Annotated in this window: 13 protein-coding genes; 8 read left to right on the top strand and 5 right to left on the bottom strand. The window is 42.1% G+C overall.

Translation table 11 applies throughout. The annotated features are described in order from the left end of the window. Positions 1-254 precede the first annotated feature (254 nt). The 6 genes from ACAM39_RS06550 to ACAM39_RS06575 all read left to right on the top strand — a co-directional run bounded on the left by ACAM39_RS06550 (position 255) and on the right by ACAM39_RS06575 (position 6,250). On the top strand, positions 255-941 hold the full coding sequence (locus ACAM39_RS06550; protein WP_369627079.1) for a YcxB family protein: 687 nt from the start codon (positions 255-257) through the stop codon (positions 939-941). Between the two features lie 413 nt (positions 942-1,354). Then, entirely contained in the window at positions 1,355-1,789 is a 435-nt protein-coding gene (locus ACAM39_RS06555; protein ID WP_060994298.1) for a Dps family protein, read from the top strand. A gap of 330 nt (positions 1,790-2,119) precedes the next feature. Then, on the top strand, positions 2,120-3,253 hold the full coding sequence (gene nrdB, locus ACAM39_RS06560; protein WP_248146020.1) for a class Ia ribonucleoside-diphosphate reductase subunit beta: 1,134 nt from the start codon (positions 2,120-2,122) through the stop codon (positions 3,251-3,253). A gap of 40 nt (positions 3,254-3,293) precedes the next feature. Further along, positions 3,294-3,554, top strand: a complete 261-nt coding sequence (locus ACAM39_RS06565) for a 2Fe-2S iron-sulfur cluster-binding protein (protein WP_369627080.1) — start codon at positions 3,294-3,296, stop codon at positions 3,552-3,554. A 271-nt stretch (positions 3,555-3,825) separates the two neighbouring features. Beyond that, the gene (gene rpoD / locus ACAM39_RS06570) at positions 3,826-5,730 is read left to right on the top strand and encodes an RNA polymerase sigma factor RpoD (protein WP_369627081.1); all 1,905 of its coding nucleotides are present in this window, start codon (positions 3,826-3,828) and stop codon (positions 5,728-5,730) included. Positions 5,731-5,956: 226 nt separating this feature from the next. Beyond that, positions 5,957-6,250: a YbeD family protein gene (locus ACAM39_RS06575; RefSeq protein WP_369628581.1), complete on the top strand. Its 294-nt coding sequence runs from the start codon at positions 5,957-5,959 to the stop codon at positions 6,248-6,250. A gap of 121 nt (positions 6,251-6,371) precedes the next feature. Here the strand turns inward: ACAM39_RS06575 and ACAM39_RS06580 are convergent, their stop codons facing one another. Both ACAM39_RS06580 and ACAM39_RS06585 read right to left on the bottom strand, forming a co-directional pair. Beyond that, a complete protein-coding gene (locus ACAM39_RS06580; RefSeq protein WP_369627082.1) occupies positions 6,372-7,886 on the bottom strand; it encodes a hypothetical protein in 1,515 nt (504 codons plus the stop codon). Positions 7,887-7,924: 38 nt separating this feature from the next. Further along, positions 7,925-9,121, bottom strand: coding sequence for a hypothetical protein (locus ACAM39_RS06585; RefSeq protein ID WP_369627083.1), 1,197 nt, complete (start codon positions 9,119-9,121; stop codon positions 7,925-7,927). A gap of 214 nt (positions 9,122-9,335) precedes the next feature. On the opposite strand from ACAM39_RS06585, the gene ACAM39_RS06590 reads away from it, so the two are divergent. After that, positions 9,336-10,265, top strand: coding sequence for an ATP-binding protein (locus tag ACAM39_RS06590; RefSeq protein WP_369627084.1), 930 nt, complete (start codon positions 9,336-9,338; stop codon positions 10,263-10,265). Here the strand turns inward: ACAM39_RS06590 and ACAM39_RS06595 are convergent. The 3 genes from ACAM39_RS06595 to ACAM39_RS06605 are packed head-to-tail and all read right to left on the bottom strand — an operon-like array spanning position 10,258 to position 11,285. Beyond that, a complete protein-coding gene (locus ACAM39_RS06595; RefSeq protein ID WP_065263842.1) occupies positions 10,258-10,500 on the bottom strand; it encodes a hypothetical protein in 243 nt (80 codons plus the stop codon). The genes ACAM39_RS06590 and ACAM39_RS06595 overlap by 8 nt on opposite strands. 58 nt (positions 10,501-10,558) lie before the next feature. Beyond that, positions 10,559-10,801: a hypothetical protein gene (locus tag ACAM39_RS06600; protein WP_065263843.1), complete on the bottom strand. Its 243-nt coding sequence runs from the start codon at positions 10,799-10,801 to the stop codon at positions 10,559-10,561. Further along, on the bottom strand, positions 10,767-11,285 hold the full coding sequence (locus tag ACAM39_RS06605; protein ID WP_369627085.1) for a hypothetical protein: 519 nt from the start codon (positions 11,283-11,285) through the stop codon (positions 10,767-10,769). The genes ACAM39_RS06600 and ACAM39_RS06605 overlap by 35 nt, the downstream gene beginning before the upstream one ends. A gap of 238 nt (positions 11,286-11,523) precedes the next feature. Between ACAM39_RS06605 and ACAM39_RS06610 the strand changes: the two genes are divergently transcribed. After that, positions 11,524-12,873 (top strand): DUF2868 domain-containing protein, encoded by a 1,350-nt coding sequence (locus ACAM39_RS06610; protein WP_369627086.1) that lies wholly within the window; start codon positions 11,524-11,526, stop codon positions 12,871-12,873.

The raw sequence follows: 12,873 nt of genomic DNA on the forward strand, positions 1-12,873 counted from the left end.
CAGCAAAATGGCTGTTGATATCAGCGTGTATGATACCAAGATTGCAGCGTTTTTTCACGGTAGCGACTAGAAATACACGGCAAATTGACAATTTATCGGTATGAGCTTACCGGCGTTAGGCCTTCGCTACACTTGCGGTAAAACAAAAATTTATCAAAAAGTGCGTTGTTAGGTTTATTTTTGGGTCAAGGTTGGGTAAGATAAGCCTTCTTTTATCGTTTTGTAACTATCGTTTGATAGTGAGTGAATTGTTTATGGCGCTGTACCCTTACACCCTACAACCTGTGGATTTGAATCTGACCGAGGACGAGTTTCGTCAAGCACAGCTACAGCTGTTTGATGCCAATAACCAAACTTTGACCAAAATCACCCCAAAAACTTGGGCAATTTTGGCAGTCATCGTGGTGCTAGCGATTTTAGGTCTGATTTTTGTGCACGGTTATTCCACCATTATTTTTTGGTTGATGCTCGTGGGTGTGGTGATTTATTTGTTGGCGCGTACTTACGGTCTTAAATGGTATGTCAAACGAGAATTTGAAAAACAAATGGCAAGCCAAAGTATGCCCCCAGAGATGCAACAAATCAAGCTTGGCGTACAGCAGCACGGGGTAGTGATGTCCATGCCTGCACCCAACATGCCCGCCATGCCACGCGGCTACAATCAGCCTTTGGTACGTAGCAGCGGTATGCAGCAAGCGGTTATCAAATGGGACAATGTCACCAACTGGCAAGAAACGCCTGATTATATTTTTATGATGTTTGATGTCAAAAATCCAAAAACGGGTGAAAGCCAACAAGGCAGCCAAATCGTACCCAAACGCCTTGTTAATCAAAAATTCCCGATTGATACCTTACGCCATCATTTACAGCAAAACATCGGAAAACCAGGTTTTGATTTAACCGACAAACCGACTGATAAATATTTCCCAGAAAATAATTAAGATTAAGACAACAGTTAAGAAAAAACTAATTATCGATGACCACAAAAACTGCAGCCAAAAAACTGCAGTTTTTTTATGGCGGCAAGCAAAACTATTTACCAAATTTGCACACAGCTGTACCAAATGTTTGATATTATTTTTAGGGTAATATCGCATATTTTAATTGATAAAATTAAATATATAGATAAAAACGATTAATTTTAATAACAGATTGTTTAGGCTTACAATTAAGTCCTAAACAAATAAAAATCATCATTTTAGGAGATAACAACATGGCAAAACCAGCAACCAAACAAGACTCAGAACAATTAGACAATACCGATAAATCAGGTGAAAAAGTGACTACTTCCAAATCTACCGCTTCCAAATCTGCCTCAAGTAAAACACGTGATATCAGCTTAGCCGCTGCCGACATGAGCGCCATTGTTGAGCAATTAAATACCTTATTAGCCAACTATCATGTGTTTTATACCAATGTGCGTGGCTATCACTGGAATGTGCGTGGCTCAGATTTCTTTACCCTCCATGTGAAGTTTGAAGAGTTATATACTGCGCTGCAAATCCAGATTGATGAAATTGCTGAGCGCATTTTGACCTTACAAGGTACACCACTACATGCTTATAGCGATTTCTTAAAAATCTCAAGCATCAAAGAAGACAAAAACGTCTCTGATGGTGTGGCATGTGTGAAAGGTATTTTAACGGGTCTGACTATGACCATCGCTAAAGAACGTGAAATCATTGACTTAGCGGACGAAGATGACGATCAAGGTACTGCCGACCAATTGACTGCCTATGTGCAAGAACAAGAAAAATTGGTGTGGATGTACAATGCCTATCTTGGCTAATCGTCCCATCTGACCAAAAAGACGGCTTTGACAGTCGTCTTTTTTATTGCGTGGTAAAATAAAACACAATATATAGATTTTCAAATGTCAATAAATTTAATTACTAATTTTTTTATATACAAATATGTATATATTTCAATATCTTATAAATTTTATCCTTAAAAATCAAATCCTTGGGTGGATTGCAATTTCTATATGTTGTTATCTATAATAGCCAAGCACACTAGCCAGTTGCTCATTTTCAACTGATTTATATGTTAGCTGATTTATTTGTAAACTGATACTGCTACGCCACTTGTCTTGAACTTTGATTGAAGAAGATTCACCGCTATGTCATATTCCATCTTTTGCCAAACCAAAAATGACCCATTACTTGAGCCGATGTTTTTTGGTCAGCCTGTCAATGTGGCACGTTACGACCAACAAAAATTCCCTGTTTTCGAGCAGTTGATTGAAAAGCAATTGTCGTTTTTTTGGCGTCCAGAAGAAATTGATGTCTCCAAAGACCGTTTGGATTTTAGCAACTTGTCGGTGCATGAACAGCATATTTTCTTAAGCAACCTAAAGTACCAAACCTTGCTTGATTCGATTCAAGGTCGTAGCCCCAATGTCGTGCTGCTGCCGCTGGTGTCGATTCCTGAGCTAGAAACGTGGATTGAAACATGGTCATTTTCTGAGACCATCCATTCTCGTAGCTATACCCACATTATTCGTAACGTGGTCAATGACCCAAGCAAAGTATTCGAAGATATCGTTGACAATCCTTTTATCCTAGAGCGCGCCACAGGGATTGCCAAGTTCTATGACGAGCTGTATCAACTGTCTCAGCTATATAACCTATACGGTGAGGGTCGTCATGTCATCGAGGGCAAACCCGTCGAGGTCAATTTACGCCTGCTTAAAACCAAATTGTATCTATGTTTGGTGGCTATCAATGTGCTAGAAGCGATTCGTTTTTATGTGTCGTTTGCTTGTTCATTTGCCTTTGCTGAGCGCAAACTGATGGAAGGTAATGCCAAAATCATCAAAATGATTGCCCGTGACGAAGCGCTTCATCTAAACGGCACCCAGCATATGATTAATTTGATGCAATGGGGCAAAGATGACCCTGACATGGTCGAAATCGCCCAAGATTGCCAACAGCAAGCCATTGAAATTTTCAAAGACGCGGCTGAACAAGAAAAAGCATGGGCAAAATACTTGTTTAAAGATGGCTCAATGATTGGCTTGAATGAAAATATCTTGGTGCAATACGTTGAGTACATTACCAATCTACGTATGGATGCCATTGGCTTACCCCCTATTTTTGCGGCAATTAAAAACAACCCAATTCCATGGATCAATGCTTGGCTGTCCTCAGACAACGTGCAAGTCGCGCCCCAAGAGTCAGAAATCACCTCTTATTTGGTGGGTCAAATTGACGCAGAGCTCAGTGATGATGCGTTTGATGATTTTGAATTATAGTTCGTCATACGCTTATTTTATTTAGGCAATATAATCGATTATGGCATGGATTTTTACCAACAACACGCAGTTTTATCTGCATGACGCCGAGACGTTGCTACAAGGTATGCTTCGCTCAAAAATCTCTGCCAATCATCAATGCCTTGAAGGTTATTGCGGTACTTGTAAGCTCAAATACCGCCGTCGCCACCATGACACCCGTATCGACTATATTCACCCGCCACTGGTGATGTTAGCCGATGATGAAATCTTACCCTGCTGTTGTCAAGTCAGAGGGGCAATCGAGCTTGATATCGATTGATTTACCAAAATAACCCGCCAAAAACTGCGCGAAATGCCGCATAAAGCGAAAACTTACCCGTTTTGCCTTTAATTTTCTCCCCGCGAACCTCATATAATCCGTTATAATAATAGGTTGACTACCGCTTTTTAATCATACTAAATCTTTATTTAGTCCTCGACTGTCATTTGCAGGGTGTATCCCTTGATAAAAATGAAGAAATACAGTCATTAGCTTATTTGTCGTGCTATTACATTATTTATTTTTTTAACCAATATCAAAGCGAGCCCTCATGAGCGAACATTCAACTTCTCAATTAGCCACGCTGATTCAATTAGGTAAAGAGCAAGGTTATCTCACCTATGCTGAGATTAATGACCAACTCCCCGAATCGGTAACTGAAAGTGACCAAATTGATGATATTATTCAAATGCTCACAGACGTTGGCATCAAGATTTTTGAGACCGCGCCTGATGAAGACGACATTATGCTTAGCGATGATGCGGATGATGACGAAATTGCTGTCGATGAAGCCGCCGCGGTACTTGCCTCAGTAGAATCTGAGCCAGGTCGCACCACCGACCCTGTGCGTATGTATATGCGTGAGATGGGTACGGTTGACCTACTCACCCGTGAAGGCGAGATTGCGATTGCTAAGCGTATTGAAGACGGTATCCGAGATGTACAACATGCCATGACCTTTTGGCCAGGTACCGTGGCCATGCTCATTAATGAATACCACCAAACCTTTGAAGGTGAAAAGAAAGTCTCGGATATTATTACCGGTTTTCTTGACCCTGAAGCCGCTGATGTCATCCCGCTTGCCGATGACGAAGAGGTAGAAATCGCGTTACCGATTATCAAACCTAAAGTCAAAGACGACGAAGCCGAGGATGAACTCGATGATGAAGCCGAAAACGCCGATGAAATCGAAGAAGCCGATGGTGAAGTCAGTGAAGATGCCGATACCGAAGAAGCCAGCGGTCTTGACCCTGAAGAAGTGCGTCTGCGCTTTGAAGAATTAGAGCAATTGTTCAGTAAGGTCAAAGATTTATTGGCCACCCATGACCGTGATAGCGACGTGGTCAAAGCGGCGATGAATGAGCTTGCCAACTGCTTTATGCTATTTAAGCTCAATAGCCGCGTCTCTGACAATATCATGGATATGATGCGTGAAGTGTATGAAGACGTGCGTAAAAACGAACGTCACATCATGAAACTGGTGATTCGCCGCGGTAAAATGCCAAAAGATGAGTTTCGCAAAACCTTTCCGCATAATGAAACCAACCTTGACTGGCTCCCTAACCGTATCGCAGGCAAACCTGCCTTTGCCGACACGTTAGAGCGGGTACTTGACGAAGTGTTACAGTATCAAGGGCGTATCCAGCAGCATGAGCAAAATCTTGGCATGAGCATCGACCAAATGAAAGTGGTCGCACGTAACATGTCTGTGGGGGAAGCCAAAGCCCGCCGCGCCAAAAAAGAAATGGTTGAGGCGAACTTACGTCTGGTTATCTCGATTGCTAAAAAATACACCAACCGCGGTTTGCAGTTCCTTGATTTGATTCAAGAAGGTAACATTGGCTTGATGAAAGCGGTAGATAAATTTGAATATCGCCGTGGTTATAAATTCTCCACTTATGCCACTTGGTGGATTCGCCAAGCTATCACCCGCTCGATTGCTGACCAAGCGCGTACCATCCGTATCCCCGTGCACATGATTGAAACCATCAATAAAATCAACCGTGTGTCGCGCCAGTTATTACAAGAAATGGGACGTGAGCCTACCCCTGAGGAATTGGGCGAACGCTTAGAGATGGACGAAGTCAAAGTCCGTAAAGTGCTCAAAATCGCCAAAGAGCCCATCTCAATGGAAACCCCAATCGGCGATGATGAAGACAGTCACTTGGGTGATTTTATTGAGGATTCGAGCATCTCAAGCCCAGTGGATGAAGCAACAGCACAAGGGTTAAAAGAAGCTACCCGTGAAGTGTTAGCCAACCTCACTGAACGTGAAGCCAAAGTGCTTAAAATGCGTTTTGGTATTGATATGTCTACTGACCATACCTTAGAAGAAGTGGGTAAACAATTTGATGTCACCCGTGAGCGTATTCGTCAGATTGAAGCCAAAGCACTGCGTAAACTGCGCCACCCTTCTCGCTCGGAACATTTACGTTCATTCCTAGAGAATGATTAATGTTATCTCCATCCAAAAAAGCCGAGACAATGTTCTCGGTTTTTTTATGGGCGGGTTTATGAATAGGGCTTTTTACGAATGGCGCTTTTTTCAACGCCAAACTGCAACGTCTTGAAATTATCGGTTTTACCCTCATTTAGACCCTAAAGAAATTTATACAACCTTAGGTGATGCTATGAACAATAAAACAATTACGCTTAATAACTTAGAAGCCGCTGCCTGTGGTATGCGAGCGGCGAAACCTACGGATATCCAGCATCCAGAATTGTGGAATTTTCCGATGGATTATCCGTTGAGTATCATCGGTCATGAGGGTCACAAAGAGACGCTACTCGATGAAGTAAAATTAATTTTGGGTACTTTATTTCCCGAATTTGATTTGGCAAGTTTGACTATCAATCCATCGCGTACCGGTCGTTTCCACTCCGTACGTGCCAATGTGTATTTGACAGACGCCGAGCAAGTCAATAGCTTGTATAAAATGCTGGATGAAGCGGCGAGTATTCGTACCGTTTTATAAAACTGTCATGGTTAAAAATGGCACGAGTGATTAACTTACAAAAAAGCGGGATACATCAGTTATCCCGCTTTTTTTATCTGTTTTATATAGGTCATCAGCAGTTGATGCTTTGTTTGCCCAATTATTGGCTCAAAAGCAACAACTGATAGGCAGCCTTGTAGGCATCATAATCGAAATCATAGCTCGCCTCAAAGTGAGGTTTGAGTTTTTCAATTAACTCATCATCCCCCTCGTCAGATAGGCTGATATGCTTGGCTTGGGTCTGCATGTCTTCGATAGCGATTTCGCCCAGTAATTGATTAAACTTATCGCGCGCCTGCTTTTGCTTGGCAATATCGGCAGCCGTCATGGGGACGGGTGCGGATGCAGCCGCGTCGCGTGATGCAGTATCAGCGTAGCCAGATTGTTGGCTCGCTGCCTGTTCTTGGGCGGTGGCTGTGTCGATTTTTTCACAGATTTTGGCAAGGCGGGTACGTGATTTTTTGTCAAGTTTATCTGTTTCCAAGAGCACCGAACAAGCTTGTTGTTCTTCGCTTTCCTCAACCACATCTACTGCCGCTGCAGCTTCCACCGCCGCTGCAGCTGCACTTTCTACATCGCTGGCTACATCACTGGGTTTGTCGCTGATACTTTGATACAACTGGCTAAATATCTGGGCGTCAGATTTGCCTTGGGCTTTAAGTCTAGCAATTTGTTGCAAGTATTGTTGATTGCGATAGGTTTTATCAACAATCCCTGCGATATGTTCAGCAAGTTCCTCATCGACATACGCATCAGCGTCTGTAACCGCCTCTTGCTGACGGCTATCAGTATTCATGACTGCATAATTATCGGCTTGTATTTTTGCAAGTTTGCTTGCAGCGGCGTTTAGCGCTGCCATATCTATTTCACCCAGGCTTGCTTCATCTTTTTGCAACACAAACTGGTAGGTATAAAGGGTGACAAACGTCTCGACAAACCCTTTATTTTGTTTAAGTAGGCTATAGGACAAGGCTTCTAAATTCTTATCACTGTCAAAGACTTTGGATTGTTTTGTCGCCGCCCATAGATTGTTATCTTTTGATGCTTGTTGCCAAGTGATTGCCTTGTTGAAGATATCAGGATTGACGCGGGCTTTGCCATAATCGTAAAAATTAACCACTGTGCGCATTTGGGTCTTGGGCTGATTGGTAGTCGGCGTGGTTTTTTCAAATGCTGGCAAATCACTCATTGCTACCACATTGAGTAATTGATTTTGGCGGTTGAGTCCATAGCTGATACGGATGTCATCATCCATTGAGATAAAGCTGCTATTTGCCTCTTTGCTTATTTCAGCTTGCAGCGCTTTAAAGGCTTGCGGATTGGCGTCGATGATTTTTGCCAGTGCAGCGGCACTGACCAATTTGTCTGATTGGTATTTGTCAAAGGCTGCTAAGGCTTTTGCAGTTTGAGCTAATTCTTCACTGGTCGACTCATCAGTGGCTGTTTGATTCTCTAAACTGTCCATTGCCTCTGCAGCATCGGCACTGGCTGGATCAGCAGCGCTTTCATCTGATTGTGCACGCATTTTATCAATGGCTTCATACAGGCGCATGGCAGATTCATACGCTTTTTCTTCAACGCTTGCCAACCCATGGCTGTCAAAGGCTTTTTTCATCAGATACCGTGGGCTAACAGCAAGACTGCCAAGCTGCTTTAGCTCATCATCTTTGGCAAAATCAGCTGGGCAGCGGCACTGACCAATTTGTCTGATTGGTATTTGTCAAAGGCTGCTAAGGCTTTTGCAGTTTGAGCTAATTCTTCACTGGTCGACTCATCAGTGGCTGTTTGATTCTCTAAACTGTCCATTGCCTCTGCAGCATCGGCACTGGCTGGATCAGCAGCGCTTTCATCTGATTGTGCACGCATTTTATCAATGGCTTCATACAGGCGCATGGCAGATTCATACGCTTTTTCTTCAACGCTTGCCAACCCATGGCTGTCAAAGGCTTTTTTCATCAGATACCGTGGGCTAACAGCAAGACTGCCAAGCTGCTTTAGCTCATCATCTTTGGCAAAATCAGCTGGATTGATGAATGATTTTAGGTAGCGCTCATTGACGTGAAAGAACAGCAAATACTCGGCTAGCATTTGATTGTAGCCAATGCGGTAGCCAATGCGCTGGCTCACACCTTTGGCTTTATCTTCAGTAGTCAAAGCCAATGGCTGATAATCGCTTTCTTTGGCAAGGGTGGCATTTAGCAGTGACATCTGTTCAAATACCTTGAATAAGGCTCTTTTATCTATCTTTTTATCTTTTAGCAGTTTGCTATAGTCATATTCAATGTAGCGTCCATCATATTGCGGGTCGGTGGCAAACTCAGAGAGTCCCGACAAGTCAGCATATACTTTGGAGCGCGCAAAATCAGCCGCAAGCGGCACTTTGATAAACGCCCCTGCATTGTTCTGCACGTAGCGAAATTCAGGCACGATTGACATTTGCCCCCGGCGAAGATCTACCACACCTGTGGAGGCAAACTCAAAGCGCTTGGTTAAAATATCCATCACTTGCCCCACTTCGCTTTGTTCACGGGTTTGGTGATTGACCCCCTCTGTGACCAAGGCTTGTTGGCGAGAATCAAGGTGCTGTGCTGCGCTAAGCTGCTGGATAAGTTTTAAACGATTAGGGCTTGCAGGTAACGCTTGTGCACTACGTAGCGGTGGGCGTACCACATTGACTCGATAGTCATAAGCATAGCTTTGGCGACTGAGCAAATTTTGGTTGGCTTGCAACACACGTTGAGACAGCGGCTGACTCGCGCTAGGCTGTGTGGCACAGCCGTGAATCCCCAGCAAGACGATGGCAAAAGTGAGAGGCTTGATACTAAAGGCGATGGCTTGTTGCGCATTCATTGAGCTTCCTTAACAAATTTTATTATAGAGCCTATCTTTATAACTGAATTGATTTTTTTTGTAAACAAAAAGCCAGTGTTATGCTGCAATGTTTACAAAGATAATGGGTAATCTAACGGAGTTTTGCTATCATACGGATTAAATACCGCAAAATTGCTTAAAAACTACTCATTTAAAAACCAATCACTTAAAAACCAGTCAGAAGAACCCTTGTATGTCGCAACTTAGTATACCCGCTAATCTTAGTTTACCCGCTAACCTTAGTTTACCCGCTAATTTAGAACACTTACTCACCCAATTTTTACAGTCGCAGCTGCCCAAGCCCATACAACTTGACCCCAGTGTGCTTGCCTACCGCTGGCAATCCAATAGCCGCACGGGCAGCGGTGAACTGGTGCCTTTAACCGTGGATTTGCGATTGACGTTGGATGATTTGCTTGGCATTGATGGGCAAAAAAATAAGCTAATTCAAAACACGCGCCAATATTTAGCAGGCTTACCTGCCAATCATGTACTCATGACAGGCACGCGTGGCGCAGGAAAATCCTCGCTCATTCGGGCATTGCTCAATCAATATAAAGCGGACGGTCTTCGTATTATCGAAGTGTCACGAGATGATTTGGTGATGTTAGAGCCGATTCGCCAAGCGGTACGAGACCTTCATACAGCCCAGCCCAATCATGGCTGTCATTATGTGGTGTATTGTGATGACTTAGCGTTCAATGGGCAAGATGAGAATTATCGCACGCTCAAAAGTGTGCTCGATGGCGCGCTAGATAGCGAGCAAGACAAACTACTCGTCTATGCGACCAGTAACCGCCGTCATCTATTGCCGCAACTGATGAAAGACAATGTGAGCATTTATAATGGGCAAACCGATGAAGTCAATCCGTATGAGACGATTGATGAAACCGTGTCGTTGTCTGACCGCTTTGGGCTGTGGCTGTCATTTCATCCGATGACCCAGCCTGTGTATTTGGATATTTGTGCGCATTATTTGGCGCAAGCAAGTTTGCCCTTTGATGAGGCAGCAAAAGCAGCTGCCTTACGCTTTGCCAGTGAACGCGGTGGACGCTCCGGGCGCGTGGCTTATCAGTTTAGTCGGTATTTTATTGGGATGAAACGACTACAAAATATTAAGTAATAAGGATTTGAGTTGCCTCACCCTTATCATTGACAATCAATAAGCGATTACTATCATCTCGCGCCAATTCTTTCATAATTTGGTCTTTGAAACTTAACGATTGAGCGATAATAGCACTATAGGTACTTAAGCCCGTTTCTTCTTTAAGACGTTTTAACGTCTCTACTGCTTTGGGTGATAAATCAATTTGGATTCTTTGAGCTTTAGTTTGGGTATCTTCTTTTTTAGCCGACATTCTATTACCTTAAAATAAGTGCATTACTGTTTCTTAGAAATGCACTTATCATGTTAAATTAAACAGTTATACTCATAAAAAATGGCAATACTATTGGCGAAATAGTAGCTACAATATTCATGACTGACGCTAAAACTTCTAGCTTTTTTGCCTTTTCTTCAATATCTTCTATTGCAACTACTTTCACATCAGTCTCAGCCAATTCAGACGTAAGAATAATGGTTTGATTGATTTGAAAATTATTACAATTTTTGAAATTAAAAGTATTAATTGATATATCTAAATTTTTGGTTTCTCGCATAAATTCTTTCTCTTAATAAATGATTAGAAGTTAATAAATTGACTTTTAAACTAAACACTTTATTAAAAGAAATATTATGAATGTATTCAGCCACAATGTACTCTGTAAAGTTAACAACTAGTTTTTGATAATATTTTCTAAAGTTACTGAAAAAAACTAATATAAACTCAATGTCACATTGATAACTACGATTTGAAAATTTAGCTTTTAAATTTTTTAAAAGTTGAAAAAAATACTCATTATTATAGATGCCATATCTTGTGATATCGTTTCCAGCTTTACTAATAACTTCTAGAAATAGACTAAGAGTTAAATCTAAATATTCTATATTTTTTCTTATATTATTTTTAACATTATTCAATAAATCGCATATACTTTTTTTAATCGCTTCTTTATCAGAGTAATTTTCTTTATTTAATTCAATTGGAAGCCATTTAGTGGTATTCAAACCACTTAGTTCTAAAGTCAAATAAATATCATTCAAACTTGAACAACCTTTAAGTAGGTTGTCGAAATTTAAATTTTCAATTAAATCTGATTGACTAATATTATGCACTTACATTATTACCTTTAAATTTTTTATCTATAATTTATCGATATTCTATCTTTTTAAAATATATTTATCAATATGAAAATTGATAGATTTTTTAATCAGTCTTTAATTATTAAGTTCAAAATAAATTCTGTTATCATAAGACAAATTATTTCTAGAATATAAAAAAATGTATACATCTAAAGACCAACTCACCGAACTCATTCGCCGCCTTGAAGAAAAAAACCATGTTTTTTCTGCCGACCCGATTTTAATTACCGAAAAACTGCAACCCGAACAAGCCAACCCACTGACCAAACTGCACCGCCGTGCCACACGCATTGATAATGACGGTAAACTTGCGCAGCTACTCACCACCATTGACACCCGCGTCAATGGCGTAATTTGGGGATTGACCATGCTGTGGTTTATTTTGGGCTTTGTCGCGTTATTTGGCTTGATGCAAGCGCAGGTGGTGAACTTTTTTTATGTGCTAGCCAGTTTATTAGGGTTTAATACCATTATCTTACTGGTTTGGCTCGGCTGGATGCTGTTCTCACCGCGCAACAAACCCAGTTTTTTTGGTACTTTTTTTACCCCGGCAACCCTAGTGCGTGGCAAAGATGTTGTTACCCAAACAGCGGTTGAACTGTATCAAGACCAGCTCAATCACGCTGGCACCAAATGGTACGTCAGTCGTATCAGCCACCAGTTTTGGTTAGCCAGTCTATCGGGGATGTTGGTCTCATTAATTCTATTGTTATTGGTCAAAAACTACAATTTTGTATGGGAATCAACCCTACTACAAGACAGCAACGTGGTGGAAGTGGTCAAGCTGATGTCTTGGCTCCCCCATTGGGTAGGCTTTCCTACGCCAACAGCGCAAGATATTATCACCGCGCAAATGAATCCTGAAACCACGCCACAGATGATTTCGTTTCGCTGGGCGATGTTATTAATCGGTAGCCTACTGATGTACGGTATCGTGCCGCGTTTGCTCGCATGGCTATGTTGTCTGATGATGGTGCGCTCAAGCCGTATGAAGCTTGATATCAAACAGCCGTACTATCAAAAAATTATCGACTTTTGGCAGCGCAAAGTGATTGACCCCGATGACAGCCCGGCTGAGCAAAAACCTATCGCACCCACTGCCCAAATCAGCCTAGCCAATAAACTCGCCGTGTTACTCGAATACCCGCAAGCCAACCCGCAATGGTATACCAAAACCGTTGGTATGGCGGCGCAAAACTTTGGTCGTATCGATGATCGTGATGACTTGGAAAAACTCATTACTTACCTTCAAAGCAACCCTGTTCAAGTGCTCGTCGGTATCTCCAATCTCGCACTCCCCGACCGTGGCACCCTGCGAAAACTCGATAATATCGCAAGCGCGGCAAAAGGCGGTATGATTGTGCAACTGCTCGATGCCAATCAAGGCTACCTGCCAAGTCCGAGCGAAATTGAAACCATCAAAGCCCGTCAACTACAATGGGAAACCGCGTTGGCAGAACGCCAAATTGCCCTAGTAAGAGAAAATTAA

It is taken from the genome of Moraxella sp. K02 (assembly GCF_041154755.1).
Classification (GTDB): Bacteria; Pseudomonadota; Gammaproteobacteria; order Pseudomonadales; family Moraxellaceae; genus Faucicola.

What these genes read in the sequence shown, in the direction of transcription:
- ACAM39_RS06550 (WP_369627079.1), top strand. Translation starts at nt 255, where the DNA reads ATGGCGCTGTACCCTTACACCCTACAACCTGTGGATTTGAATCTGACC.
- ACAM39_RS06555 (WP_060994298.1), top strand. Translation starts at nt 1,355, where the DNA reads ATGAGCGCCATTGTTGAGCAATTAAATACCTTATTAGCCAACTATCAT.
- nrdB (WP_248146020.1), top strand. Translation starts at nt 2,120, where the DNA reads ATGTCATATTCCATCTTTTGCCAAACCAAAAATGACCCATTACTTGAG.
- ACAM39_RS06565 (WP_369627080.1), top strand. Translation starts at nt 3,294, where the DNA reads ATGGCATGGATTTTTACCAACAACACGCAGTTTTATCTGCATGACGCC.
- rpoD (WP_369627081.1), top strand. Translation starts at nt 3,826, where the DNA reads ATGAGCGAACATTCAACTTCTCAATTAGCCACGCTGATTCAATTAGGT.
- ACAM39_RS06575 (WP_369628581.1), top strand. Translation starts at nt 5,957, where the DNA reads ATGCGAGCGGCGAAACCTACGGATATCCAGCATCCAGAATTGTGGAAT.
- ACAM39_RS06580 (WP_369627082.1), bottom strand. Translation starts at nt 7,886, where the DNA reads ATGAAAAAAGCCTTTGACAGCCATGGGTTGGCAAGCGTTGAAGAAAAA.
- ACAM39_RS06585 (WP_369627083.1), bottom strand. Translation starts at nt 9,121, where the DNA reads ATGAATGCGCAACAAGCCATCGCCTTTAGTATCAAGCCTCTCACTTTT.
- ACAM39_RS06590 (WP_369627084.1), top strand. Translation starts at nt 9,336, where the DNA reads ATGTCGCAACTTAGTATACCCGCTAATCTTAGTTTACCCGCTAACCTT.
- ACAM39_RS06595 (WP_065263842.1), bottom strand. Translation starts at nt 10,500, where the DNA reads ATGTCGGCTAAAAAAGAAGATACCCAAACTAAAGCTCAAAGAATCCAA.
- ACAM39_RS06600 (WP_065263843.1), bottom strand. Translation starts at nt 10,801, where the DNA reads ATGCGAGAAACCAAAAATTTAGATATATCAATTAATACTTTTAATTTC.
- ACAM39_RS06610 (WP_369627086.1), top strand. Translation starts at nt 11,524, where the DNA reads ATGTATACATCTAAAGACCAACTCACCGAACTCATTCGCCGCCTTGAA.